This window comes from Halioglobus sp. HI00S01, assembly GCF_001635445.1.
GTDB classification, from domain to species: domain Bacteria; phylum Pseudomonadota; class Gammaproteobacteria; order Pseudomonadales; family Halieaceae; genus Halioglobus; species Halioglobus japonicus.
This window is the reverse complement of the sequence record NZ_LWEE01000062.1, coordinates 1-25,609: the sequence shown is the minus strand read 5'-3', so window position 1 is coordinate 25,609 and position 25,609 is coordinate 1. Positions and strand designations below refer to the sequence as shown.

Annotated in this window: 34 protein-coding genes; 4 read left to right on the top strand and 30 right to left on the bottom strand. The window is 52.9% G+C overall.

All coding sequences use genetic code 11. From position 1 onward, the window contains the following. Positions 1-35: 35 nt before the first annotated feature. The 11 genes from A3709_RS24830 to A3709_RS10460 all read right to left on the bottom strand — a co-directional run bounded on the left by A3709_RS24830 (position 36) and on the right by A3709_RS10460 (position 6,844). Positions 36-164 carry a hypothetical protein gene (locus A3709_RS24830; protein ID WP_255359734.1) on the bottom strand — a complete coding sequence of 43 codons (129 nt, stop codon included), beginning with the start codon at positions 162-164 and terminating at the stop codon, positions 36-38. A 23-nt stretch (positions 165-187) separates the two neighbouring features. Continuing rightward, a complete protein-coding gene (locus A3709_RS23175) occupies positions 188-352 on the bottom strand; it encodes a hypothetical protein (RefSeq protein ID WP_156507669.1) in 165 nt (54 codons plus the stop codon). After that, complete coding sequence (locus tag A3709_RS10505) at positions 345-680, bottom strand: hypothetical protein (RefSeq protein ID WP_156507668.1); 336 nt, start codon at positions 678-680, stop codon at positions 345-347. The genes A3709_RS23175 and A3709_RS10505 overlap by 8 nt, the downstream gene beginning before the upstream one ends. After that, on the bottom strand, positions 677-1,219 hold the full coding sequence (locus A3709_RS10500; protein WP_066054147.1) for a hypothetical protein: 543 nt from the start codon (positions 1,217-1,219) through the stop codon (positions 677-679). Before A3709_RS10500 ends, A3709_RS10505 begins: the two co-directional genes overlap by 4 nt. 206 nt (positions 1,220-1,425) lie before the next feature. Beyond that, on the bottom strand, positions 1,426-2,418 hold the full coding sequence (locus A3709_RS10495; protein ID WP_231871163.1) for a DNA cytosine methyltransferase: 993 nt from the start codon (positions 2,416-2,418) through the stop codon (positions 1,426-1,428). Between the two features lie 244 nt (positions 2,419-2,662). Further along, complete coding sequence (locus tag A3709_RS10490) at positions 2,663-3,049, bottom strand: hypothetical protein (protein WP_066054145.1); 387 nt, start codon at positions 3,047-3,049, stop codon at positions 2,663-2,665. A 63-nt stretch (positions 3,050-3,112) separates the two neighbouring features. Beyond that, the gene (locus A3709_RS10485) at positions 3,113-3,313 is read right to left on the bottom strand and encodes a hypothetical protein (protein WP_066054144.1); all 201 of its coding nucleotides are present in this window, start codon (positions 3,311-3,313) and stop codon (positions 3,113-3,115) included. A 123-nt stretch (positions 3,314-3,436) separates the two neighbouring features. Beyond that, positions 3,437-4,198 carry a metalloprotease family protein gene (locus A3709_RS10480; protein WP_066054142.1) on the bottom strand — a complete coding sequence of 254 codons (762 nt, stop codon included), beginning with the start codon at positions 4,196-4,198 and terminating at the stop codon, positions 3,437-3,439. Between the two features lie 279 nt (positions 4,199-4,477). After that, the gene (locus A3709_RS10475; protein ID WP_066054141.1) at positions 4,478-4,849 is read right to left on the bottom strand and encodes a hypothetical protein; all 372 of its coding nucleotides are present in this window, start codon (positions 4,847-4,849) and stop codon (positions 4,478-4,480) included. 118 nt (positions 4,850-4,967) lie between these two features. After that, positions 4,968-5,387: a hypothetical protein gene (locus A3709_RS10470; protein ID WP_197484151.1), complete on the bottom strand. Its 420-nt coding sequence runs from the start codon at positions 5,385-5,387 to the stop codon at positions 4,968-4,970. A gap of 716 nt (positions 5,388-6,103) precedes the next feature. Beyond that, entirely contained in the window at positions 6,104-6,844 is a 741-nt protein-coding gene (locus A3709_RS10460) for a hypothetical protein (RefSeq protein ID WP_066054135.1), read from the bottom strand. Positions 6,845-6,997: 153 nt separating this feature from the next. On the opposite strand from A3709_RS10460, the gene A3709_RS10455 reads away from it, so the two are divergent. Further along, on the top strand, positions 6,998-7,348 hold the full coding sequence (locus A3709_RS10455) for a PilZ domain-containing protein (protein WP_066054133.1): 351 nt from the start codon (positions 6,998-7,000) through the stop codon (positions 7,346-7,348). A gap of 38 nt (positions 7,349-7,386) precedes the next feature. Here the strand turns inward: A3709_RS10455 and A3709_RS10450 are convergent, their stop codons facing one another. From A3709_RS10450 to A3709_RS10385, 15 genes are all read right to left on the bottom strand, one after another. Further along, positions 7,387-7,680: a MarR family winged helix-turn-helix transcriptional regulator gene (locus tag A3709_RS10450; RefSeq protein ID WP_197484150.1), complete on the bottom strand. Its 294-nt coding sequence runs from the start codon at positions 7,678-7,680 to the stop codon at positions 7,387-7,389. A 272-nt stretch (positions 7,681-7,952) separates the two neighbouring features. Continuing rightward, a complete protein-coding gene (locus A3709_RS10445) occupies positions 7,953-8,378 on the bottom strand; it encodes a hypothetical protein (RefSeq protein WP_066054129.1) in 426 nt (141 codons plus the stop codon). A gap of 113 nt (positions 8,379-8,491) precedes the next feature. Further along, positions 8,492-9,118, bottom strand: a complete 627-nt coding sequence (locus A3709_RS10440; protein ID WP_156507667.1) for a hypothetical protein — start codon at positions 9,116-9,118, stop codon at positions 8,492-8,494. A 164-nt stretch (positions 9,119-9,282) separates the two neighbouring features. Beyond that, positions 9,283-10,374 carry a KTSC domain-containing protein gene (locus tag A3709_RS10435; RefSeq protein ID WP_066054124.1) on the bottom strand — a complete coding sequence of 364 codons (1,092 nt, stop codon included), beginning with the start codon at positions 10,372-10,374 and terminating at the stop codon, positions 9,283-9,285. Between the two features lie 277 nt (positions 10,375-10,651). Beyond that, the gene (locus A3709_RS10430) at positions 10,652-11,500 is read right to left on the bottom strand and encodes an SAM-dependent methyltransferase (RefSeq protein ID WP_066054121.1); all 849 of its coding nucleotides are present in this window, start codon (positions 11,498-11,500) and stop codon (positions 10,652-10,654) included. A gap of 745 nt (positions 11,501-12,245) precedes the next feature. Further along, positions 12,246-12,785, bottom strand: a complete 540-nt coding sequence (locus tag A3709_RS10425; RefSeq protein WP_066054119.1) for a DUF262 domain-containing protein — start codon at positions 12,783-12,785, stop codon at positions 12,246-12,248. After that, positions 12,782-13,219: a hypothetical protein gene (locus tag A3709_RS10420; RefSeq protein WP_066054116.1), complete on the bottom strand. Its 438-nt coding sequence runs from the start codon at positions 13,217-13,219 to the stop codon at positions 12,782-12,784. The genes A3709_RS10425 and A3709_RS10420 overlap by 4 nt, the downstream gene beginning before the upstream one ends. Positions 13,220-13,299: 80 nt before the next feature. Next, positions 13,300-13,509, bottom strand: a complete 210-nt coding sequence (locus A3709_RS23170; RefSeq protein WP_156507666.1) for a hypothetical protein — start codon at positions 13,507-13,509, stop codon at positions 13,300-13,302. 825 nt (positions 13,510-14,334) lie between these two features. Continuing rightward, on the bottom strand, positions 14,335-14,499 hold the full coding sequence (locus tag A3709_RS23165; RefSeq protein ID WP_156507665.1) for a hypothetical protein: 165 nt from the start codon (positions 14,497-14,499) through the stop codon (positions 14,335-14,337). 66 nt (positions 14,500-14,565) lie between these two features. Beyond that, positions 14,566-14,820, bottom strand: coding sequence for a hypothetical protein (locus A3709_RS10410; protein WP_156507664.1), 255 nt, complete (start codon positions 14,818-14,820; stop codon positions 14,566-14,568). Continuing rightward, positions 14,808-15,080, bottom strand: a complete 273-nt coding sequence (locus A3709_RS10405; RefSeq protein WP_066054108.1) for a hypothetical protein — start codon at positions 15,078-15,080, stop codon at positions 14,808-14,810. Before A3709_RS10405 ends, A3709_RS10410 begins: the two co-directional genes overlap by 13 nt. Positions 15,081-15,216: 136 nt before the next feature. Then, complete coding sequence (locus A3709_RS10400) at positions 15,217-15,810, bottom strand: hypothetical protein (protein ID WP_066054105.1); 594 nt, start codon at positions 15,808-15,810, stop codon at positions 15,217-15,219. 1,069 nt (positions 15,811-16,879) lie between these two features. Continuing rightward, positions 16,880-17,389, bottom strand: a complete 510-nt coding sequence (locus A3709_RS10395; protein WP_066054102.1) for a hypothetical protein — start codon at positions 17,387-17,389, stop codon at positions 16,880-16,882. A 74-nt stretch (positions 17,390-17,463) separates the two neighbouring features. Further along, on the bottom strand, positions 17,464-17,802 hold the full coding sequence (locus tag A3709_RS10390; protein ID WP_066054097.1) for a hypothetical protein: 339 nt from the start codon (positions 17,800-17,802) through the stop codon (positions 17,464-17,466). A 113-nt stretch (positions 17,803-17,915) separates the two neighbouring features. Continuing rightward, positions 17,916-18,218, bottom strand: a complete 303-nt coding sequence (locus A3709_RS10385) for a hypothetical protein (RefSeq protein WP_066054095.1) — start codon at positions 18,216-18,218, stop codon at positions 17,916-17,918. 153 nt (positions 18,219-18,371) lie between these two features. Between A3709_RS10385 and A3709_RS10380 the strand changes: the two genes are divergently transcribed. Then, the gene (locus tag A3709_RS10380; protein WP_066054092.1) at positions 18,372-19,244 is read left to right on the top strand and encodes a hypothetical protein; all 873 of its coding nucleotides are present in this window, start codon (positions 18,372-18,374) and stop codon (positions 19,242-19,244) included. A gap of 5 nt (positions 19,245-19,249) precedes the next feature. On the opposite strand, the gene A3709_RS10375 is transcribed toward A3709_RS10380, so the two are convergent. Then, positions 19,250-19,732 (bottom strand): DUF4124 domain-containing protein, encoded by a 483-nt coding sequence (locus A3709_RS10375; protein WP_082850060.1) that lies wholly within the window; start codon positions 19,730-19,732, stop codon positions 19,250-19,252. A 129-nt stretch (positions 19,733-19,861) separates the two neighbouring features. Between A3709_RS10375 and A3709_RS10370 the strand changes: the two genes are divergently transcribed. Continuing rightward, positions 19,862-20,470, top strand: a complete 609-nt coding sequence (locus A3709_RS10370; protein ID WP_156507663.1) for a hypothetical protein — start codon at positions 19,862-19,864, stop codon at positions 20,468-20,470. A gap of 389 nt (positions 20,471-20,859) precedes the next feature. Here A3709_RS10370 and A3709_RS10360 read toward each other — a convergent pair whose 3' ends face one another. Then, on the bottom strand, positions 20,860-21,912 hold the full coding sequence (locus tag A3709_RS10360; RefSeq protein WP_066054087.1) for a hypothetical protein: 1,053 nt from the start codon (positions 21,910-21,912) through the stop codon (positions 20,860-20,862). Between the two features lie 99 nt (positions 21,913-22,011). Next, positions 22,012-22,530 (bottom strand): hypothetical protein, encoded by a 519-nt coding sequence (locus tag A3709_RS10355; protein ID WP_066054084.1) that lies wholly within the window; start codon positions 22,528-22,530, stop codon positions 22,012-22,014. A 623-nt stretch (positions 22,531-23,153) separates the two neighbouring features. Between A3709_RS10355 and A3709_RS10345 the strand changes: the two genes are divergently transcribed. Continuing rightward, complete coding sequence (locus A3709_RS10345; protein WP_066054074.1) at positions 23,154-24,833, top strand: LysM domain-containing protein; 1,680 nt, start codon at positions 23,154-23,156, stop codon at positions 24,831-24,833. A gap of 23 nt (positions 24,834-24,856) precedes the next feature. Here A3709_RS10345 and tmk read toward each other — a convergent pair whose 3' ends face one another. Then, entirely contained in the window at positions 24,857-25,486 is a 630-nt protein-coding gene (gene tmk / locus A3709_RS10340; RefSeq protein WP_066054070.1) for a dTMP kinase, read from the bottom strand. Positions 25,487-25,609: the final 123 nt, after the last annotated feature.

The following is a 25,609-nucleotide window of genomic DNA, read 5'->3' as shown; positions in this document are numbered from 1 at the left end:
GCCGCAATGCGGGCTCTTTTCTTTCGTGAAGCTCATTACTCCGCATCCTCCTCGATCAAGCACGGAGAGATGTCTTCAGCTTCAATGGTCTCCACCCCAGACCTGACAGCGTCCCTGACCTGATCGATAACCTGCTGATCGCTACCGCGACGAAACTCAGGCATACGCTGCTTCGCCTGAAGGTAGCTCAGACAACGAGAGTAGCTGTCCGAGCCAACTTACCATTACCGCTACGGTAGCCATGGGTCACGAACTTACCCAGCAATCGGCCACCAAACAGGATGGCGCCCGCTCCAAAGTGGCCCTTCGCTGAGATGAAGTCCTTGCACACGGCAACTGTGAGCTTAGCCATTCATTTTTTCCGGATTCGCTGCTTTCCAGTCTGCAACTGCATTCACAGCCAGCGGCCAGTCCGCGGGGGACACAGTAGCCCCCTCCTGTTCATAGAATTCCAGTAACTCGATCGCGCGCGAAAGGGCCGCCGCGCTGGGGGCTTTCCGAGCGATCTTTACCACCATGTCAATTACGCTGTCATCTCGGCCGGGGGGTGTTTCAGCGCCATCCTGCGCCAGACGGTCAATCGTGTCGGCGGCGAGGATCATCGTGTCTCCCTCATACCCGTCGCCATACTCTTTCGCTAGCGCACGAACAATGGCTGATACCTGAGTTGGGGATTTCACTTCGCCCTCACAACACGAACTTGCTCACCGGGCATGCCATCCATGCCTGCAAGGTGGGTGCCAAGCGGTTCGAGCGATCTAATCGCGGCGATATCAGCTACACTGAAACCATTGCCGTCGTTGAAAAAGTGGTAGTCGCGCTTGCCACTATCATGGATCGAGAGCTCAGAATAAGCATCACCCCAGAAACAGTGGTAGACCCTGTCGTAGTTGGCGCAAAGGTCCATCTCCAGCATGCGGGCGACCATGTCCTTGGCTGGCTTGTTGATCATGACCTCCTCGCCACACTCACCGTCTGCGCCCCAGCCCTCACTGTCGTAGGGATAGGCCACCAGAGCCGTGCAGTCGTCCTGATTGGGGTGTTCGGGCGCCACGCAGTCCGAAGTCAGGACAACCCATCCTCCGTTTGCGAGGCGCGCAACCAGTGCTGAGCAGCCACCACCAGTACCAACAAATTCGAGCTGGGGGTGCGAATCGCACAACTCGTTCGCGTAGAGCTCCCCGTCCAGTTCATCCTTCTCTTCGACTTGCTTGCCCATCGACAAATCCTTACCAATTAATTGCTGTTTAATAACGATACACCGAATTCAGGAGCCGGTTGTAACGGGGAATCCTCGACTTTAAGTGCCAAACCCATGCCGCGCGCCGCTTCTACCCAGTCCATGGCATCCGGCAGGTCAAGACCTCGGCGTGAATGTACTTAACAGCCCGCCCGCCGGGCAATATTTGGCTCATATCTGTCTCCTTATGCGGCCTTGAGTACGGCAGTCAGCACTTCAGTAACAACCTTCGGACAGGTCGCGTTACCGAGGCCGTGAACTGCATCGGCCTTCTTGGAGGGCAAAATCATATCTGCAGGGAAGCCCATGGCGCGGCGATACTCTGGGACTGACACCATGCGCATCTGGTCGCCATTGATGATGGACCAACGATCTTTGCACGTCACCGTGCCGAGCGGCCGATTGATGTCGCGGCCAGTCAGACCTGAGCCTGAGCTGTAGTACGGCGCTAAAAAGAAATCGCCAAACCTGGCGCGACCGTTCTCGATGCGCCTCAGTGTCTTCTTGGAGCGACCGGGCTTGTTGATCGGGCTCCAGGCCGCGGAATCTTCCTCATAGATATCTATAAAGCCAACATGATCCTGCTTTGCAAAAGTTAATTCGATAGGATTTTTAGAGCGGGTGCAGATAATGTAGACACGCTCACGGTGCTGGGGGACACCAAAGTCTGCGGCATCCAGCAGAAAGGTAGCCACTGAATAGCCCAGAGCCTCCCACATGTCGACCCACTGCGGGAAGAGCGTCCAGTCGAGGAGCTCAGGCACGCATTCCAAATATACTATTTCACTCGAATGGTACTCCGCACAGCTCAATGGCGCGAAGGCAGTGCTCCGAGACCGGTGATAGTGCGCCTTGCGGTCACCTTCGCGGCCTCTCGCATTAGTGAAACCCTGGCAACAAGGTGAGGCTAAGAGGACGTGATGGTCTGGCACCAACGCCCAGTCCATTTGCTGCAGATCCTGGCAGGCATGAATGGTTTCCGGATGGTTCGCGGTGTGGACGTCAACGACCATAGGATCATGGTTGGCCGCAAATACAACATTCAACCCGCAGTTTTTGGCCCCTTCTGCGTTGCCACCGAACCCCGCAAAAAGATCGACCGAATCCAGCCCGGCTCCCACGGTGTTGGTGGGAATATGGGTTGATCTACCCTCGAACAGTGAAATCGTTTGCATCATAGACTCTCTCCCGTAACGTGATACCAGGTTACGGGATCTGAGCGAAATGCCAGGGGCGCAGGAAAGCTTCGGAGACAGATCAGGAAGGAATAGGCTCCGCGGCCATTATGGCATCTCAATAGGAAGTTAAAAATTATATTCATCGCGGTGGCGCAGGTGCATGTCAGCGCGGCGCTGCTTTTGATACCTTACAGACGGCTCTGGTATCAGTTCGCCAGCCAAGCCAGGATCACAACCAGCGAGACTAACGAGGGAGGGAGCTCTCAGATTGTCCCCATTCAACGGTCACGCCCTTCCTTTCCGACTGCAAATCTCTGCAGGCTTTCGTGGACTCCCTGGCGTCGTAATACATCTTCTCGCGAAAATAGACAGAGTCACGTGCAGCGCGACGTCTTTCAGCAGACAGGATATCGATGGCACTCTCTGAATTAATGCGATCAATGCGCTCTTTTATTACCTGCTCCTCAGAGACGGGCCGGAACAAACGCCAAATCAACCACCCAAAAAAAACCGTGGCTGTCAGCCCCATCATCAAAAAGCCAAATTCATCACTTATCGAAATATAGAAACCAACGAACCACCCCGTATAGAGGAATATCTTTGCAGACTCGATGAAGAAATTTCTAATCATAGGCCCTGGATTGTACCAAAAAAAAAGCTGCCATGCGGCAGCTCTCTTTTTTTGTCCGCCCCGTTACTCTTGTTTAGTACTGGGCTTACGCTTGCTGTTGAGACCGCCGCCACCGGAAGCGCCTGTCGCCACGCCAGTGGCAAATGTTGACAGACTTGCTGCTGCTGCTGCAGAAATCAAAACATAGGCGGCATAAGCCAGTGGGTGACCACCAGTAACTTGTTGAGCCTGTTCCTGCGTGACTTTCTGAATGCCTTTACGCATATGCATACTCCTTTAAGATAGAAAACTCGGTCAACCGCCGAGGCATCTCAATTAAACTCATTTATCACGACTCAATGCAACTTTTATTTTATTAAACATGTTAAACGTTGTTTTCTAAGATGCTTATAGACTGCCTTCCTTGATAAAGGTTTTGGCTCCAGACTGATACAGCAGGTGCTCGGAAGATGACCTTGAAAGCAGCCTTATAAGGCCTAATAAATCACCACCGCATAGTAAACCGTGGCCGATTGAAATAGCCGCAAGAGGGCTCGCAATGTCAGGCAGCAATATGGCCATAACCATCGGTATAATCGAAAGTGTGATAAATGGAAGCAACAGCAACCATACGTAACGTGCCCGGCTGATTGGGCCGTCGAACATTAAGTACCAGCCAAAATACGTCAGATTCAGACCAATTTCAGCGGTTCGACGAATTGAGCCTGGCAGTGCGGCCTTATGAGCGTACTCATGAACCATTGAGAATACTGTGGCCCATGCGAAACCAATCCATATGCAGTGCGTAACACTTGGTGCAAAGCCCATAGAGTAAGAAAAGCCGTAAAGCAGCCAGAAAATAAACAGGGATGATCCCCCCTGTAAGGAAATCAACACTCCCTTGCTGTAGGCGGGCAGCTCCACCCAGCTATTGTCAGGCGGGCTGCTATCTGGGAACGCAACGAGTCTGTCAGGCCATGGTATCTTCTCTTTAAATACGAAGAGCGCCACGAGCAGGCAGGCAAGGTTAATAGCCAGCATTCGCAGCCAGAATTCAAACCGCGGGCCAATGATTTCCCCGCCATTCATAAGCTGATAGTAAGCAGTGATCTGAATAGCCATGAGGTAAAGAGCCCACATCACCGCCAGGACTTTAAGATGCTTTGTCATCGATGCACAGCGCCATCACGTTGATTCATTAGTACATACAATATACATACTGCATCTAGCCCGTGAAAGAATCTTCCCTTCATTTGACGTAACCGGCCTTCCATTCCAATCCTGGAGCTCAGTCCAATGAACAATACATTCTTTCGGGACGAACCCCACTCTCGGGTGTTTTTAGGAAGCGTGAAGAGGTGTGAGGCAACGATAGCGTCGGCGGACTACACGTGCCGCTAGACTGGGCGCCAAAGGACATCCCAGCCATCAGAATAACCGGTAGAAACCTCAACGGGTAACAGCCACCAAAGCCATCGAAACGTGTCGGTATGATTCGTTAAGCTCAAAATTAGCCGGGATCGCCAACCAATCCCTGAGCTGAGCATTGTAGTTGTCTACGGTCTCATGGAGCAGGTGCTCTGCACGATTCCAATACACGATATTTCGATTTACATGGCAGCTAGGCTCCATGTAAACCCACATGTCATCGTGGTATTGGACAACAGCCATCCTGGCGTCACGCATCTCTTCGTAGCTCGCTGTAGCGCCAACTACTTCTTGCGGAACAACCGGCATTCTGCTTTTACACGCAGGACGCGCAAACGCTGAAGGGGCAGCCAAGAGGCTGACGAGTGACGCAACAACAAAAAGCTTCTTCATAATATTCTTCTTCCCACATTCGCTGCAGGTTTTGGTGTCTGGATGTTCATTTTTCCATCTTTAAGGTGTATTTCAAGGTAAATCAGAAGGTATTCTCGGAAACCTCGACATTTTCAGTTCACCTTGAGCTCCGGCGCCGCCTTTTATTTCGAGGTTTTTTGGGGCGGAACCTGTGGATTTCGGTGTGACTCGCCATAACGATTTCATATGACTCACCGTCGATATCTTGGCCCTTGAATCCGCCGCCCGGCGTAATCTCAGCAGGATTCTCATCGCGAAAGTCCAGCGTAACATCCAGCCTCCGCCCTGGAGCGGAGTTATGCAGGTAGTTCATGACCACCCAGTTAGTGTTGTCGTGATCAACGCCAACCACCTCAAAGGGGCCACCTTCAGGTAATAATATCGCCACTACCTGATCTTTCGAGTCCAGCAACGCCTTGACGGCTCTGACGAACTCAAGCGCCAAGGCGTGGTGGCTAGAAGCAGCTTCGGCCAGCATCGCTATGCCCTCTTCTTTCGCAGTAAGTGTCCGGTGCACATTGCCCGATCCCCCTCCGACATTCGTAACGAAGCCTGGTAGGGCCCACTGTGGTTTTGTATAAAGTCTGCGTAAGAAGTAATCCCGTTCGCACGGACATAGTCCAAAATGAGAGCGGGGGTCCACCGCATCATCTTTGCCAGTCCGTGCAGAGCGTAGTTCCTTTCTTCGGCGCTTAGCGTACGGCTGGCGTCATAGACCGCCCTATGTTGCTGGCTAAGCTCCCGTACACTCGATATGTTATTCTGACGAATGTACTCTCTAATTCGCTCGGCAGGCCATTTCCTTCGGCGAGTGCGAGTAGGGGACAGCATAGACTTGCACGCATCACGCTCCCCCTCCTCCATCCTGTAGATCGCCGAATATGCTGACGGAGATGCAGCTTTCAGTTCCGCCATTGTCCGAACGCCCAGCTCACGTATCTGACGCTGAACGAATTCGACCGTGTATTTCCTGCGCCTCCGGGATGTTCCCTGATTCGCTGCCAAAGAACTGTTGGCCGGTGGACTCGATCGCGTCAACATTGGAAGCTTCGCTCGGATCAGCGCCTTCCCGGCGTCGTCAAGCTTATCTATTGCCGCGATAATATGGCGATGCCCACGCAGCATCTGTTGATGCGTCGTGATGCTGTTGCGCTCCACGTAGGATATAATCCGATTTGCGTCCAGCGTACGGATTTTTGTCATTGATCAGTCCTCTAGTTAAAATCCAACATGTCACAAACAGCGGCCGTATGCTTCTTCTTGGGAAACAGCGAGATGGAACGTTAACCGCGATAGATTCGTTGCTCGATATCCACCATCCAGGGGATAGCCCTGACCTAGCGTTTTCCACCTCGGAGCCACCGGTACGCTGTCTTCGTTGAGCCATGTAGTCATTATGAAGTCGCCACCTTCTACGAGAATGGATGCACAGCCTTGACGCGTCTTGACAAAGAGTCGGCTTGACCTTGATTCCACCACTGAAAGTGACAGCAACGCTGGCGCCAATTCACATTTAATCGCTTCGATATCGATTGTCTTTAGCCGTTCAGAAACTCTTTCCAGCGCTTTGTTTGTCACGAAAATGGAGTGCTTCGGCGAGATACGGCCCCTGGTATCACAAACAAGGACATCGCCACGACACCGGTTTTTCGAGCAAGTCCATTTCACCAACACGCCGAACCGGCGCTTCCTGTATTTTTGGTGATAAAGAAACACGCCGCCGACAAGGACGCCGTGCCGATCCATTTCGGACATCAACGCGCGAGTCACCCTGTCAACCTTTTTCCTGGATGCCGGCGTCCTGAAGCGGGCCTGCATACTTTCTGAGACACCAGATATGCCAACGGCCCACGAGTATTCCGCGTTCGCGATACTTTTCTTGAATGAATCGCGCACGAGCCTGGCAACAACAGGCGAGACTGCTGCTTCGTCATTACCAGCGTCCGATTCACGTACCTTGCTTACAAAAGTCACAATCCAAGCAGCAACAAGAATGAATAGGGACGATTAAAATTACCCAAATTGCCCTGATGACTCTAGCGTTTTTCATTTTATCTACATTTTTTTTGTATCTTTCTGATTCATTGCTCGCGAAAATATAATTGTTAAAACAGAACCGAGCCCGCCATGGCGAAGAATGCCCAAAAATCTGTAAAATTCGAAAACGCTGACCAGCTTGCTATGTCGTACATGCCGTTCATGGACCGAGGCGGGCTTTTTCTTCCCCTCCAAAACCCAGGCGAGTACAAGCTCGGCGATGCAGTATTTTTGATGGTTAACCTGCCGGATGACACTGAAGACTATGCGGTGGCCGGGACAATTGTTTGGATCACACCCAAGGGCGCGCAAAACAATCGGACGCCAGGCATAGGAGTCCAATTCTCGGACGAGCCCGATGACGCCATGTTGAACGCAAAGATAGAGATTTTGGTCGCCACGAATATCAGCAAACCCGACCTCAAGTCGTTCTCAATGTAAGCGGAAGCGGATCACTCCCACAGATACTTAAGCGCCTGTCACGCCTCCAAAGGTTCGCCCTCGTCTTCTTCGGAGCTATCGCTGACGCCCTCCTCTTCGGGGCTATCGTTGTCGTCCTCCGTGGCGCTCATTGCATCAGACACCAAGGCCACGGCCTCCGCTCCCAGTTCGGTTAGCCTGGCCTGGCGAGCTCTTCCGTCGACTGCGTCCTTCGTGATAACCACCAGCTCAGCGATTTCCATGTTCTTAAGTAGCTTCCCAGCGGCCTGCTGAGTAACGGCGAGGCGTTCAGCCAGCGTTCCGACTCGCAATCCCTTGCAGCGGTCCAACATAAGGATGGCCGGCATAAACCCGGGATTGACTGTGATCCCTGCTTTAGAACAAATGAGCGCCCACGTTGTCTGGATGCTTCGCGCTTTCAGACAAACATCTAAGGCGTTAGCAGTATTCGCCACGAGCATGGTTTTTAGTCCCGAAAAAGTATCGTAATTACACTACATGAGCGCCATAACCCCTTCAACAATAAAGAGTTCTTTTTCTTTTTGTTTTTGGGTTTTGTGTTGTTTTTTGGTGGGCCTTCCGGAAAACGTAAAAGATACCGGCACTAAACTCGACTTTGCCTCGCCACCGCCGCTTCCGGCTTATCGCCAGATCTCTCCATTCTTTGCCACTCGCGTACGAGCAATACCATGGCGGAGATCAGGTTTTCCGCGCTACCTCCCGGGCACCACTCGGAGTCAAGATTTGGCCAAAAAGCTGGGGGCGAGGGAGGTGTTTCGTCTTGCATCGCATGGTTCAGAGCTGCCCGCTGAGGGGCCCATACACCATCGTACTCTGGCAGGTCATCGTTGGGATGTCGCGAGAAAAACCCGTGACGCCCGAGACCTTCTGCGTCGAGGCCCGCCTGCAGCGCGAAAGCTGCAGCGCTTTTAGCCAGGTCGCCGAAAAGGAGTGAATCGTCTTCCGCTAAACCAGCTTCTGGAATATTCGCCAGCTCAGCCTCAATCAACTCGAAAATCTGCCTCATCATCATTGCCTCCAAATCTACAACATGGATTGGACGATGCAATAAGGCCAATAGCAATTGTATTTAAAGTGATAATCAGGTTTTTTGTATATTTTTGAGGTCGCTCATTACGGCTATCACTGACCGTCTTCAACAAAGTCGCTTGCTTCGACACCGTTAACGTTTTTCACGAGTTCGAACAGCGCTAGCTCAAGGCAGACGCGCTGACAGTCCTCTGACTTGAGCCCCTTTCTCGGCATTGTCTGGATCAGAGCTCGCAGTTGCTCCACCAGGCCCTCGGCCTGAAGCTTGAAGCGGGTAGCGTCGCCCAGCGCCACATCACCAGCCGCAGGCGGCTCTGTAGCGCCCTTAGCGGTTGACCAAATGACATCGGCCCGCTCGAACAGCTCATCGATCTCTACGGGAGTTAGATTGGTTGACTCCATGAGCGCATGAAGCGCCTCGTCCTCCGGATAGGCGGTGGCACGAATTTCCGCGAGTAGGCGCGGGAACTGGATTCGATTGTCGTCCCATAGGTTTGTATCGCGGGCTTGCCCCTGCAGTACAGCGATGTTCGCCTCCCAGCGATCCAGGGTGGCGCCACTGACCAAAAATGCGTACGCAACGCCCTCCCCGCCATCGTCACCATCCGCGTGTGCTTGCGCGGCATCGAAGCTCGGGAACTGCCCGAGACGCCTGATGGACCAATCCGGATAATCCGAGGCTTCGCTGATGTAGTAGTAGTCGTCTTTTGACATTGCCATAATTCCTCCTCGAGTTGTGCGTGTACAGCGCCCACGATAGCGTACTGCCCACAACGTGCCGCCATTTAGGAAACGCGACTCGCCACGCGGTGCCGCGCGCCCCTGACTCGATGCGCCAAGCTCAATTAGACACCCGCCATCGTGTTGTATTCCCTACAATCGCGTCAGGCACAGTCTCTATCAGCCGACGCAAGGTGCGGGGCGTCCTCAAAACCGCTCGAAACTAAGTGAGCGTCATAGTCAGGTTTGATTTGCGTAGAAAAGAAGCTACCTCTGGAGGCCGCAGTCACAAATTCCTCGTACACATCCATAGATACACCGGCGTATGCGTAACAGTTACCGTTCCCGAATAGCACATACAATGAGTCATCAAACCAGCGGTAGCCCCGAATAAAGCTGTTGTCGACAACAATAAAATCTTCTGTGGCTTCAGGCGGTCGCAGGATGTGCTCACGCAAGAGGCAAATCACCTCATCAGGTACGACGCTGTTACCCACACCCCTGGCCTCAATAATGGCATGGCGGTGAAACTGGACGCCGTAAACTGCGCGCTGGGCCCGACAGATCGACACAACCGAGTAGAGGCCCTTCGCGACTCCCTCTGAATACTCGCCGTCGCCGAGGCAAAAGCGTGCATGCGCCCCAATGGCCACCATGTCGTAGTGTGACTTGGGTACGCGAACCGTTAGTTCTTCGGTCAGACGCAACCCGTCCAGGCCCACTACGTCCTCTCTCTGGTTGAGATCAAAGTCATCTCGTTCAATATGTGCTAGACAGACCGAAAGGGATTCGTGGAGCTGGTTGAATGACTTGGGCTTTTTCGGGAGCGCCGATTTCACCTCCGCCACCAATTCCTCAATCTGCCTGAGCTGGTAGCTAAGGTCTTCCCAGTAGCGAAAGTCCAGAGCGAAAAACATACGCAGCAAACGCCGATCTGTGTAGTGCTGCCTAAGACTCTCCGCAGTCGTAGCTGAAAACCGAGCAGCGGCATTGGTCTCATACATTGACAGCTCATCGCCTAAAGGAGCGCGCTGATAGGCAGACAGGTATTCCAGCAAGATGTCTCGATTGAAGCCGGCATGGCTAAGCCTGAACGCCAGAATCACGAAATTGGGATCAAAACCACCATGGGGCTCTGTACAAGACAGCCATCCCGCTATGAGCTTTCTCGATTGCGGCGTTGAATAACCAAGTATGGTCTTAGAAGCATGGCCTACGTCAACATCAGGGTAGCCTGCCAGGGCTATAGCCAGCATCCTTGCCTCAACAACCGGAAGGAGGTGAGAACAGAACACTAGAGAGTCTAATGCTTGAGCATTTGGCGAATCTGAGTTAGTTGGCATCAGAGCGTTCCGGCGTTCGTTGCTAAAAAACCAGAATAACGGCAGTAGAAATATAGGCTGTGTGGCTGGAAACTATGGTTTTACACTAGCAACGAGCGCCCTGGTGAACACAGTAGCGGTGTACGCCCGCAATTAGCAGGCGCAACGTCGCGAGAATCGGGAAACAGCTGGCTCCGATCGCAGGCCTTTATCATGCGGCAAATAAGCCTAGCTGGGAATCATCACCAGGCAATGCCGCCGACCGTTCAAGTGCATAACGCCCAGGCTCAACTCGCCGGAAGTGCTTTGCACAGATTTTCCGAACTTGCTCCTTCCACCATGGGTTGGGGGTGGGTGTCTTGCCCTCTATGACACGGTAGATATCACTAAGCGACCCCTCCCCGCCGAGTGAAATTAGGGCCATCTCTACGGCTTCCCCCCAGGCACTGGCACTGCTCTCATTGCCGACAAACAGGCACCGGAAACGTTTAGCGAAGCGGAGCACAGCATCAGCCTCGTGGTACAGGAATAGCCCTGAAAGCACAGTTTGCTTCTCTTTCTCAAATCGAGCCCATATCAAGGGCTGCTTCATGTTCTGAAAGATGTTGCGTGGAATCATCGTCTGGCTCACTGACCATTTCCTGTTGATCTCAACAACGGTCGCTGCGGTTTGGAGAAAGTAGGCCGGAAGTAGCAGTCCGACTTGGCCACCATACTCTTGAATCTCGTAGGCCCGGTCCAGCAGAGAGCGGACGAATTCAGATGAAAATGGCGGGTTACCACAGATCAGGTCAGGTCGGAATGGCCACTCTACAGTAAGGGCATCGCCAGTGATGATCTCGTGGTGCGTGTTGCGGCGTGCTACCGCTGCCCAGGCCTCATCCAGTTCAATGCCGGCAGCTTCAATACCGTCAGGGAGCGCCATAAGCCAGCGACCGTCACCTGCAGTCGGTTCAAGCACCTTCATACCCTCGGCTAACCGAGGATAGAAGTTGGCCAGAATAGCTTCAATTATCCATGAAGGCGTGAAGTGCTGCGCTAATTCAACCTTGCGTCTCATGTCTGCTCCAAATCTTTCTTTGTAGACCAATAACGTACAGAGAAAGCGAGAGATCACTCGGAAACGGGAAACCTATTGCCTATAAATTGATGAAGCAGGTGGCTCTCAGCCTGAAATGTGGAGCGCACTTTGGAAACATCCAGAGCAGCGAAGTCTACACGGGACATGTCTGGGCTCCAGTACTTATGGACTGGGCTTCTGTAAGTGTCTGGCCGGGGTATGCGTTGAAGCTGGGAAAGGAAAGTTAGCTCGAAGGGAAGGAATGAGCTTTACTGAATGATTGCAGAAAGGTGTTGAGGGGGCAGACCGCGCCTGCCCCCTCACTGGATCACTGCTGCTTAATCGGCTTCCCAGTGCACCACTTGTTGGCCGGACAGCTGCCGCCCCGTACCTGCCGGGCTTCCTGCTCCGTAACTACCCTGATCCCTTTGCTTTTCTGTGCTTTTCGCTTCATCGTAAATCCTCATAGACTAAGAAAAGCGCCCTGTTGGCGCGTTACTACAATAGGACAAAAGCTAGTGTGAAATCATTATTTTTTATCTTTTTTTGTCGCTTTTGTGTATTTATACGCCATTCAGGCACACTCTAAAAGCATGTGAACCTCCAGCGAGCGGCCAAGCTGTGGTTCAACGCAAGCTTTTGAATTGCGCACTACGCATTTGAGACTCACTCCGCTCTCGCCTGGCACGGTCACCTGCTTGGCGATCCGCGTCAGAACCCCGCCAAGGTATTGATATATAACACGTTATGCTCTCTGCTCGGGGGTGTGGGGCACACCACCGAATGCCAGGCGGTTGTATAGGTCGCGAATCCGGCTTTCATCCCAAAGTGCAACCTCAAAGTGGGGTAGTCGGATATTCTTGAAACGCCGCTGCTCGACAAGGTCGAGATCACTCCAATAGGCGCCAAAGACGCGGAACTCATCAGTCCAATACCTCTGGAGAGAAGTCAGTCGCTGTTGGCCATCTATGAGCCAGCCGCTGAAAGGTTTGGCTACCCCGCCCTGGCCCCACTCCATAATGTGATGGGAGAACGAGCCTAAAGACAGACCGAGCCAGGCACTCTCAACGAACGCGACCTCCTGCGACTGGTCCCAGCAAAGGGGTCGCTGAAACGTGGGTAGTGGGAATCCGCAGGCGTAGCGATCCTCCTCGACTGTGAGTAATTGCCTGCCCTCTCTAACCATCTCCTGATGCTCGCGCCAGTTGGTCCAGAGATAGGAAATGGCTGTGTCGAAGTGCCTTCCCAGATCAATGGCAGGCGGGATACGAGCAGCAGTTGTCATGATGCGGCTTGGGCATCCTGCAAGCCGATCAAAACGAGCGGTCCGGCGGATTTAGCGTCATCCCATTGTTGAAGGATAGCCCCAAACCGCTCGTCAGTAATACCTTCGACACCCTCGCTCGACATACAAATATCGATCTCAAAGTCGAATTTAGTCAGGCGAGGTATGCCAAATTGATGCTCAGCGCCTTCGAATCCACCGTTAGAGTCAGTAGGGAGATATGCTCGCACCTCCTGAAAGAACTCAATAAGATCAATATCAAGTACACGGCCAGACATGCTGGTCAGCAATAGTCCCATGTTTACAACATCGATTTTTGCGCGGTCATCATCGAAAGGATCGTCGTCTAGGCAGTCATCCGGAAACCGACCCTCCACCCACTCCCAGAATTCATCTCGGGGAAAGTAAACTGTACCCGCCATTGTGAATGCCATACCTTCAAATCCTTCTTGTCTTTAGTGTAGTGAGCGTACCAAACCGCCGCCTGCTAACCGAACACTGGGAAATCGGTTGATCAACTGATCTCAGGTTCAGGGGTCAGTTCAATACCGAGAAGCTTGGCGATCTGAGTTACGGTCACGGGATCTGGCCTGGTGCCGTAGCCCTTCAAGGCATCGAGAATTTTGCAGCGAGCCTCTTCTGCTTGACGGCACAGGATGGCTGAATGCTCGCAGTCGTAAAGATCACACCCACTGTTATCGCACTCCCTACCGCGACGGGTCACTTTGAGCTCCCTACCTTCGCCCTCGGGTCAGCAGATCCTTATACCTTGGCTAGTTTTCGATTACCCCACTGCTTGGCCCCCACCTCGGCGTAGCGCCAAGCCGATCTCCGTAAGTGAGCAAATACAGCGCCACGCCTCGCTCGAAGGGTATCCCGCCTCGGCCCATGAATCTTTGTAGCCGTAACACTTATCACCATGTGCAACGATGACTCCAGCGCAGCGGGAGTCGACCATGTTCTTCCCAAACACTTTGATCCAGAATTCATCCAGATGCTTTTCGAGTCATTTATAGTGAGGCATGGTTAGAACATCCCGTCTCGCTGAATATCAGCCATCAGCCGTGCGATTGAAGACGTGCTGGTACCATGGACAATATCCTTATGATACGCCTCGACCTCCCGCCGCGCGAAACGCGCATCGCCAGTGAGGCTTCGGATGACTGATAGAAGCGACTCTTTGTCGACAGTAACGCGCTCCCTTGTTAGCAGTAGCGAATCGGGCGTGAGAGGGCGAACGGGGCCGATCTCTAACAACGCTTTTTCGGCTGCGCGCTGGTTTGCCCTCAGAGCGGTCTCACGGCATCGCTCCCATATGTCAACGCCAGTGCCCGTACCTCGGTCCGATGTGTACTGTGGAGTCGACTCCGCGCATTCCTTTGCATCCAAGAGAAACTGCCTCGTGTTGCATTCGGGACAAGCCTTTGAGATCGCAAGGTCACTTGAGACCTCAGGACTATCCAGATCAGCAAGCCCAATTGATAGCATGAGGCCTTCGCCACGGCACTGAAAAGATCCTCGCATGAAGCCGCAGCGGCCATTACCCATATCACCCACTGCGCTGATCCTCGTCGAGAGCGTCGACAGGCGAATACCCCTCAAGCCAGTACTGCTGCCAATCGGTCTGATCTTCCGGCAGGATCGTGAACCCATAGCTAAGTTCAGCTGCTGCGCGCAATTCCAAGAACCAGGTTTCTAGAGTAGCGTGAGTCATGCCAAGCGTGACCTAAGGAGCAAGGAGTTATGCGGCCCAGTTTAAGGCCGCTGAGCCGTGGCGCGACTAGGCGCTTTTCTGTATAGATAAGTCAACCGGCGCGACCTCGACCGACCAACGACCGCGTAGGTCCTTACGGCCAAAATATTCGCACAGGCGATGGTACTCGCCACCAGGAGCATCCTCGCCCTCTTTGATAGCTGAAAATATCGCTTCAATGCGATCCTTGTCACCACTGGCGACCTTCTCGCCATCGCAATACAAAAACCGCTCCACCCAGTTTATGGGGCCGGACTTGTTAATCTCGTTCAAAACGGGCATCTCTCTTCTCTCTCTGACTCTTGAAGTAGCAAAAAATGAACCAGTCGGTGCTGCATATCGGTTTCCATCCGAGCATGTACGTCCACCATAAGCTCCATATCGTGCTCTGACAGGCCATCGACAGAGGCAACGAGCTCCTCATCGGCGATCATGCCATATTTTGTCCGGAACGACTTAACGGGCAGCAGCCACGCCTCTTTGGGCAAGCCGTCTACCAGGCGTGTTGCCAATGAGTCGGCAGTAAGGTCCGTGTCATTCATATGGAAGCCCCTCGCCTCTATAAAGGAGAGACCATACACACAATATTGATACGCGCGCTGAGGCCGGGAAAGTTAAAAACGAAAAACCCGGCACAGCTGCCGGGTTTTGGAGATAGCGCAGAACTGGACTACCCGTCTAAGGGAGTTTGCCTTGCGCATATAAACCATAAGCTTGGTCCGACGGCAGGGCCTTCACCTTCGATATACAGCCAGGCTTAGCACCAGCACTGGCGCCAGCACACACAGCTTCTGCCCTGTCTTCGGCAGAGATATTGTCGAACTTGAAGAACGACATAAGTCGTCGCTTGGGTTTTGCAGGCGCCGGCTTTGCGACCGCAACTTCGGCGGCGTTAGGCGCGCTGGGCTTGGAAGCAACAGCAGCTGGCGCTTGATCGGGCTTGGCGACATCAGGCGTCGATCCCATTGAAACAGATTCGGAAGTCGGGTTGTCGGCATCCTCGCCAGACACTTCCGCACTGCCCAAAGTTGCGTCAGGCGTAGTGACAACAGCGTCCAACTCAGCCTCTTCGCTCACAACAGCAACCGCTTCAGGGACCTCTTCCGGGAACTCCTCTGCCTCATATACATCGAACGCAGTATCGTCGATTGGCGCAGTGGTTTCTTCTGCATATTGATCGGGATAGTTCATTCGATTAACGCTTTCAATAGCAGAACAGCCTGATAAAGAAATCGCGAAAGCGACGAGCGCTGGCACAAATTTCGAATTCATTGTAACTCCTCAGTGCGACGGTTAGTGGAATAATATGGGTCGGAAATTTCGATTGCGAGAAAAACTGCTCAATTATTTATGATCTAGTGGAATTTTCACAGGTTTATCTCATGGTTCTTTACTGCCAATATATAGGCTGTACGCATCATCGCCTGAAATCGTAGACACGCTGGACAGACAGCTCCTGGTGGCCGCCTGATGTGCGTTGCTTTGCTCCGTAAGAATCTCCCGGACAGTTCCTAGCGAGTTTCTGGCGTTCGACAGGTTTACTTTCTGAGACCAACCCGAAGCGCATTCCTGCACCAGCGAGTCCTCTGATTTGCACCAAACATGCGCATAATCTGATTTTTGTGAGCACGCTATCTTAGTAGACACTACAGCATCATCGCCACACGAATAACGAAGCATAGTGACGCGATCAACCATCTGGAATTGGTCTCTGTAAGCATCTCGTGTCGAGTCCAGACTCTCTTGTCTGCTTCTGTATAAGTCGGATGACATGCAGACAGCCTCAGCGCGGGAATAGGGGGATAGCGCCAAGAACGCTGGCTTCTCCATACGCAGGGGAGCGCTATTGTTCAGGCTTTCCGCTGCGGCACTGATATCAGCCGTTTCAGCAACAGGCTCCGGGCAGGCGGCAGGCTCTACCACAGGACATGTCACCGGCGTTGGGCATTTCGGCGAGATAGGCTCTGGACATGACTTCTGTTCACAAACTGGGCACGAAGGAGCGTTCGCGGCTTCCGCAACCTCGGCAGGAGGCGTCGTAGGCTTGAGAACACGTCCGTCAATAAGAATGGCGCCAGTTCTAGCTGGAGGAGCAACAGGTACTATTTCGGTTTCGACCGGCTTTCCCTGATCTCTCGGTTCGAAAACAGTCCCACCGATAGTGCCGCAGGCCGCGACAAAAGATGTGGTCAGCAAGCAAGCGATGACCCGCAGCTGCCTAATACACGTAGCAAATCTCATGCTTATCGAATCTGTCCCGCTAAATATTTTTGAAAATGCTAGGACAGAGCCGCTTCAAATACCACCAATAACAAAGGATTTTTTATATTTTTAAAGTTTTTTAAAGGTCCATACCCTTCCGGAGCTTCTCATAACCGCGATCGACGTCGATTCTTTGTCCGACCTCGCTAGCCTCCCTACTGTGGCAGCGCTCCATGTACCTCGAGAGATTCATGCCTGCTGGCGTATGGTTACCAGAAGAGGCCATGGGTGTCACATGACCACTCTCCACCCTGCCAGCGTTGAGGCTCAATGCCTTTTCTCGAACATCTTGTCCGGAATTTGGATTACCGGCCACAGCGCTAACAACTCTGGCGTCGCCGCTCTCAGCGAGCTCGCTGAGCACATTAGTAGGGGTCTTGGGGTTCTTCGAAAGCTCCAGATCGATTTCAGGGTCTTTCAGATCTGCCAACGCTCTTAGAAACTCAGGATTGATATCCCTACGAGCCGCCATGTCTAACTGCTCATTTACCGTCAGGCCAGAAACATCAAACTCGCGCCCTGGCTCTTCGGCTGGCTTTGCATCGACACTCTCATCCAAACTCACTCTTTGCTCGGGCAACTCGGACATAACTGCTCCCGGTGATGGCTCGTAAAATAACTATACGCCTAAATTCGGCGCCGTACGACAACGAGATTGAGTATTTACCGCGTCTGCCACGCGCCACCGAAGAGATCCTGCGCGAGCTTCGGATAGCGTTTGAGAGCCTTATAAGCACCGGGCGCGGAGCCAGCGAGCGCCGTCCGCGACATAATTTCGTTTTCCTCCACATACTCCCGTATCCGCTCCGCCGACCACTTAGTTTCTGCCCGGATCGGTCCAAACAGATCGAGCATGAGACCCTCAAACTCGTTGGCCGCGTAATACGCAGCTTGGCTGCGGTGGAATAGTTCTGTCCGAGTAGATATATCATGCGTCGTAACAAAACTACGAATGGTCTCCTCTGTCCATTTCTTTGCTTTATCCGCTCGATCGCTGGCCATAGCCCTGCCTCGTAATATTTGTATTCACCAAGCACATAATCCCTTTATCAGTAACAAATACAACGACCTTGTCGCCAAATACCAAAAAGCGACAACCTGCCGACAAACAGTTGCTACAAGAGCTCCGCCATAACGCCGTGCATGAAGTCTTTGCCGCTGGTTGAAACATTGCTCACGTAGCTATCCCGTAGCATTGCTGACAACAGGGCGTGTGCTTCCTCGCTGATCTGTCGTTTCGCCAATAATAGATCAACAGCCTCCATCATAAGCACCTGTTTTTGCACGAGGTCTCCACGGGTAGTGCCGACCACTGTCATCCCGTTTACCGGCAGATCACCCTGCAAACTTGGAAAGACTTCACGAAGAACCACGCGGGGATCCTCATACCGGAGCGACACTGTCACGAAATATTCCATGTTAAAGCCCAAAAATATGTGTTTCCTCGTTATACCGCGCTATACGTAAAAAACATCTGATTTTCGTCGATTCGATGTGTTTCTGGAGTTTTAGACTTGTCAATGGAAAGAAAAGGGCGAAATATTGTTTAACAGCAGCCAAGCGGAGGCTACATGACTTATCCAAGATATTTTGGGCACAAGCAACAACCGCTTCTCCGTATCCGGATATTGACCGTACTGGCAGCCATCTCGAGCATGGCGACGCTATCGAGCACGAATGCGCAGTCATCAGGCATAGAAATCGGGTCTATAGAGGCCTCAGAATACCCGCATACTACGCTAGCAGTTTCGCTATTGGAGTTTAAAGACGCGCTACCGGAAGCAACAAAAAAAGGCCAGTGCACCATGATAGGAATGGTGCCAGACATTATGTTCAGGGCTGCGGTTACTTCTAAATACAACTCCCGAATGAAATCTGAATTCGGTCAAGAGTACGAACTCGCAGATCCCGCAGGGCTTCTCAGCGGTATGTTAGATGGCGACACGTCTGACACAACGTTGATTCGGTGCTCCGTTGGCAATCCTGAGCACGGGGATATAGCCAATACAAGATGGGCAGCCCTTCCGGCGTTCAAAGACACAAGACTTCGCGACATCGCTAAAGCAGCGACCAGGCAAGAGCCGGACGTAATCTTCACAAATTTCGTATTTGACCAAGATACGGGCAAGATGCAGCGCATTGAGCTTGTATATGGACCACCGAGTAGTGGAACCCTATCAATCGCAAGCCTAGAAAGCATTTATGATCGAAAATGGGGTGAGGCAACGTCTAAATACTTCCGCTCTGCCAAATCCAAGCAATATGATTTCCAGCCGTGGGAGTGCTCTTGGAGGAGCAGCGCCTCTCCATATCAAACAGCCGGCCAGCTAGTAACAATAGCCTGCAGAAAACCTGAGCCGGAATTTTGGCTATCCCTAAAAGACGGACGCGAACGGGCGGCGACCCAAGAGGCCCAGCGGCAGTTCAACCTGGCCGTGGAATAAGTTCGCTAACAGCTTTCCTCTATGGCAGCCTCAGCCCGAGCAATCTGGGTTTCTCGCTCTTCATCGCTGATAAATCGCAGCTCTCCATCAGCGCCCCTAAGGCGTATCCGGGGGGAGGTCTGCAGTTTTTGCAAGTTGTTCGTAGCTATCTCGCAGACCTCAAGATTTTTCAAGCTAGCCTTCACGCGTTGTGTGGCCTCGCTACTTACGCTCTTAGCACCAGGGGCTTCTCCCGCAACGACCGGTGTGCTCGCCGGTTTTTTGTTCATACCCTTCAACACAGTGACTCCGGCTCGATCGCTAGGGGGCCTATCTGAAATAACGACGACGCCAGTATCGTCTGTCCACTGATAAAGGTCGTTAGAAAAAGCATCAACGGAGCGACCCGCCAGAAATCCGAGCAGCAACATGGCCCCGATGGAAATGCTTTTTCTGGAAAAAGGAAGGCTTTTTGAACAATTATCCGCTGAAGGTACAAAAACACGCATACGATATTCGGCCTATGGATATTGAGTTGTGCTTAATAGTATATTCTTAACGTGCTTTTCTGCATATTTTTTATTGTTTTATTACGAGCCCAAATTAGACTTGATTGAAAATTCCATGGGGCAACTGATGTGGCACTCTCAAGCCAGCCAAGAAATCGCGAGAATATGCTTGGAGACATGGCAGCCAGAGCCATAGAAAACGGCCGGGCTAGAAAGCCAGGTGCTGATATGCTGACGCTATCAAAGACGGCCACGAGCGCCCTAGTTTTGTCGTCCCTGGTGTCAGAGGTAATCACCCTTCATAATCTTGCGTTTGAGCAGTCTTCGCGCTTTTGCAGACACTATGACCTGACGCGGATCGCTCTTGAGCTAAGCATAACCAGCCACCTTTGCCGCGACGACGCGGATGTGACGGACTCTTTAACTGCGTGGGCTGCTCCGAACGTTAGGCGACTGCTCACGGGCCGGACAATCAGCGGAGGGGCGTGCGTCCCTCATGCCGTAGAAGAATCGTATTTAAACGCCATGAGGCTTGTCACTCGTCGACAACACGAGCGGCTGCTTATTTATAGTGAGGCCTACATCTTTGGCGTCTGCGGCCGGCCAGGTTTTTTCTCTATCGTCAATGATGACGACGACAAAGAAAGCGTTATAGACAATCTGGTAGAGGGATTCAGGGGGCTATCGATGTACTCGCCGCTGGCCACCAGGATGCACCTTGCGATGCCCATTCACTAAGTGGGATGCTGGTCATTGGCCCTGAGCACCCAAAAGTCCCAAGCCCCTGGTTTTTCTGTATCTGAATCTGCGGGGAAAGAACCGTCGAGGCGTCTCTTTGGGAACATGCTAGAAAGCGTTTTTATAGCCTCGAAACCCTCCCCGGGGCGAGCGAACTGGCTGATCTGAGTCCAACTAAGGAATCGGATTTCATCCGGACCGATATCAACCATCCCTTCTACCGAACCGATAGCGAAAGACAGTATCTTTGACGTCTCGTCAGATCCAGGATACGTGAGCAAGTCTGAGCGCGTCATGATTTCAAATTAATTGCCAAATCTTCAAAAGCAGAATAACAGCCGGCCAGAAAATCGCAAAGCAGAATGCTTCTCAAACCAAGGAAACCGGACCTATAACGATAGTGCCACCTGGTCCGTGTAGTGATCCACGCTGTCGTCTAGCCGGCGACGACGCGCCTCACGCGCAACGCCTTCGGCCACCTCCCCCTCTCGGACAAATATAGGGCCCTCCTCACAATTGGATGAATTGCCAGTCCAGGCCAGGGGTGAGTCTGTACTCGGAGGGACATGATTTTCAAGCCTTGCCGCAGCCCTGTTGGGTCTGCGCTCGCACGAGCAATCGACAAGCGCCCCATATCCTTCGCTCGCGACAAGCCGGAAGAACGATGACGAAGCCTTAGGTTTCGACTTCTTCGACTCCGGTTTCTGCACGAAAAGCCTTTCGATGGAGTTATGTGCCACGTTATCCATGGAGCGGATTAAAACCTTGCCGCCGGTATCCGGGATCACCACCGCGCCAAGTTCCTCTAGCTCCTGAACTCGCTTGCGCGCCTTCATATAACGAAGGAATCCGATTGGCGCTGTCGAATTACGCTGCATCTCGGCAAGCCCACCCGGCCCCCACCACATGACAGCCTCGCCCGTGGCCGCATCACGAACGACTCCCCCATCACCTCCTTTTGTCCCCCATTCGAAACGGTCCAAGGCGTACAAAAGCGATCTTCCATAGACTGAACGGCTGAGCTCAGCATACGTGCCGAACTGCGTTTCCCAGGATACGGTGAATGCTTCTGAATTGAAGTCGATAGAAAAGCCAAGAATCGGGTCCTTAAAAGTCCTACTTTTACAGGTCATCCCGGTGGCCTCAACCTGATGGAAAGTGCGCTTTCTGGGCGAGCAAATGCGACCGCTGAGCCTTCTGCCCAACGATCCTCGCGAAAGCTCCCCCCAAACAAATTCACGGCTTTGCTCATCTGGGATTACGGCGCAAATAAACGGCCACCGAGCTGATCGGTCGAGGGAATAGTATTGCTCGTGAATCAAGAGCGCCGCTTTGTACAAAGCGCGCATCTCTCTCTGGGCAGCTATTGCAAAATGACGCCTGAAGGCACCGAACTTGCTGCGTGAAAATTGTAAAAACCCTGCGTCCGCTTTCGTAAGCATTGTCATCGTGACCTCACGTACTAAAATCTACATGAGGAAAACGTCGCACATCTAGCCAGCCCTTGCTGTCAGCCGGGAAACTGACCCGGCGCCTATGGGTTATATGTCATCTCTCTCCAGGCCTATGCCCCGCCGTGCCGAAAAAGTGACCTTAAACACAAGATCGATGCTGAAATCCCTTCCCAACGCCGGCCGCTCCTCGCCAATCATGCCTGGAACGTCCCGCAAGAACTTATCCTTGGCCTCGGCAGACCCTCTGCCGCTGGCGATATAGCACTCCGGATCGTTCTCCGGGAGCGACCAGATTACCCCCCAAGAAGAGCCCTCCACGAAAACGCGAAGCAAGTCGCCGGGAATATCGCTCCCTGGCCGATTAGCCACAACATGAAATCTTGCATTCGGCGACAAGCCAAGCTTTAAGACCCAGCATCTGTTGTCATCGCAAACCGACCAAATGGTCTTGCTATGCATTGCGGCAAGACCTTCCGTCTCTGGCGCTGGTGCGCCAGCCTCTCCGGCCGCCATCAAGCAACTAAGGATGCTGTCCCCCTTGCTTCCGCCGCTCGTTATAGGTTCGAGTTCGGCGACGAACTCATCTTCGCTGATCGTAAGCTGCATTTTTTATACCCCATAATCACGTGCTGTAATTGTGCTTCAATCGGCATCGCAAATCTGCAAGATAAATTAGAAAAGAGTAATTTTTCGCGTCTTATGGATTGAAATGTACTGACAACGGATCAGCACACCCCCAAGCTTATAGCTTCAGCCATGTCTCCATCGGCAAAGTACTCATCATTAATAGGCTCGCCGAGCTCGCACTCAACCGAGAGCTCCCCAGGGGCGACCAGGCAGTCAGAATGGAGGCGCATGAAAACGTCGAGCGCGGCCCTGGCCGCGTTCGTATCTGACAATGCAGATGAAACCCTTACGGGATACCTGCCGGGGCTGATCCGCCTCAAAGGAATGACCAACCCATCGCCCAGGCCTGTTGGCTCGCACACCACCGTGAGCGTCCTCAACAAAGAGTCAGAGTTTTCCATAAAAACAACCGCGTTGTGTACATGCTCTGAGCCTCGCCTCTACGGGCAGTTGAGTCAAGCTGCCGGTCGCCATTTGCAAGAAATCAACAGGTAAATATGTTTTTCTGGCCGTAAAACGAGCATTTGTCGTGCCTGTGCACCTGTTGTTCCCACAGAAGGGCGTACAATGTACTGGTAAATGTTGTTTGTGAGGAGCGGGTAATGGAAAACGAGAACCAGTCATCAGGGACGCCGTGGGACGATGAGACTCCTGCCGTGCAAGAGCCTTCACTTCGGCATGCGTCGGACGCGCTGGCGGCAGCGCAAGTACTAAAGATTGCGGCAGATGTGACAAACGACTCTGACGAGGCCCTTCAAATAAGGTCTGGTCTCGGACGCATCATACTGCCAGACGCTGCTCAAGATGATCGGAGTGATTATGACATAGCAGATGAGGCTGCAGAGATTGAGTTCCAGCTCCAGGCGCTGCAACAAACTGGTGGCCTGATCAAGATAGGCAATCAGACCAGTGATGACTCGCAAGACCTCGTCGACGCGATTCTGAGTCTTCCCGAAGCTGAAGGTGCAATCCGCAGGGCCAAGATTCAGATTGACGAGGAAGGCGATGCTGTTATGGAGGCCGCCCGAGACGCCGGAGTCGATCTATCCGGCCCCGACGGCGATATTGATCCTGCGGTAAGGAGAGAGGTAGCCGCAGCCAACAAACTCATTAAAGAGTATGGTCCTGATGACTGCTTAAGCCTGGAAGAATTATTTATCCAGATGAAACAGGAGCAGGGCCCTGCTGATAACGCGCCCAAGGACCCGAGGGCGCAAGCATTGGAGGCCGCGGCCAAGATGGGCAATACGTCTGTCATGTCAACTATCGCGCTAGCGTGTACAGCGGTAAGCGACATCGACAAGAAAAAGCTTGCCCGTGATGCCATCGGTCTTATGGTGGCCACAGGCACTGGTACCGCGGGGCTGTATTTTGCTAAAAAAGCGGCTATGGCGACCGGCCAGGCGCTGATGAAAAATAAAGCGTTTGCTGGCGGAGTCTCGTACCTGGCGGAACGCGCTGCTGAAAAGTTAAAAGCTGCGGGGCTGGATCGTGAGGGCATGGAACGCGGCCTGCAGAAGACCAGAGATGCGGTTGAAAGCAGAACCGGACCCGGCTTCATGAAAGCCGCCGCAAAAGTAGCGACGGTCGCGTCCGTTGGAGTGATGGTTGGGTACGCGCTGGCAAGTGATGACCCCATCGGCGACCTTAAAAGTACAACGGAAAAATTCCTCGGCGACGACCCTGTGTCGTCCCTGGCAGCAATGAAGGATGCCGCTGTTCAAACCATATCGAACACCTACGAGTCGGTAGTGGGGACAGTGGGTGCTGCCGCGGCGGACCCTCTAGGAGGTGCTCAAGCTGCGCGCGACGCTGCCGCTACTGCATTTGCCCAAGCCGCCGACTCGGCCCAAGACGCTCTCACCCCCAAAATGGACGCCCTCAACGGAGCCGTGGAAAGCCCGCTAGCTGCCGTTGATCCGAGTGAGTTTTCCACAGTGGTCCATGAGGTGGGGCCAGACGACAACCTCTGGAGTATCAGTGAGGATATTATGAAACAGAGCGGAATTGAGGAGCCGACGCCTCAGCAAATAGCCATGCTGGTTGAACAGATAGCAGCTGACAATGGCATTTCTGATGCCAATAGCATCACACCGGGACAAGAGCTGGCTGTGGATATCACCGCACTACCAGACGCCGACGCGCGGCTGGCGCAATCCCCGGAATGGATGAAGTCGGATATGGCAGATCCCGGCGAGTATTCTAAAAACATGGCTGCAAAAGAAGGGCCTGGCCTTGAGGAAGATCGAGCGCCCACTATGCCTGTGACCTTTAACGCCTGATTCGCTTGCAGGCAGCGCTCGCGCTATGACCACACCCGCGACAGGGCGTCGTCCAAAACGGCCTCTTTAGCCTGCGATGCATCGACAACAATGCAGTTATGGGCAGGATCAGATGCATAGCGGATAAACCCATTTCTGGCTTTGGTGTGAAAATCAAGGCTCTCCTGCTCAAACCGATCAAGAGCGCCCCTTTTCCCCGCTCTCATAAGCCCAATCTCTGGCGCGATATCTAAGAGCACCATTTTATCAGGTAGAGCGCTTCGAGCCGCCATGTCGTGAAGAGCCAAAAGATGATCCAGATCACAGCCTTTGCACAGGTGTTGGTAGACGAACGAACTCTCGAACCACCGCTCACAGATGACCACGCTACCGGCATCCAGTGCCGGCCGAATTACGTTATGGTAATGCTGAGCTCGTGCAGCGAAAATCAGTAACAACTCGGTAATCGGCTGTACCTGCTCATGCCTCGGCGCAAGAAGCGCAGCCCTAATTTCTTCTGCCATCTCTGTCCCGCCAGGCTCTCGCGTATGAATCACGCTGAGGCCTTCTCGACTTAGCACATCGACCATTGAATCGGCCAGCGTGCCCTTCCCACAGCCATCTATGCCGGTTATGACTATCCACTTACCAGCGGCTGATTCATTCCCTGTCATGATTCACCCCCATTAGCGCCAAGGACATGAAAGGATGGCATATCGAGGCACGGCGCTGTTGACGGCTTTAAAGCAAAACCGCCGGGCGCCGGTTTCGGCAGCGAAACATGGATGNCGCTAATG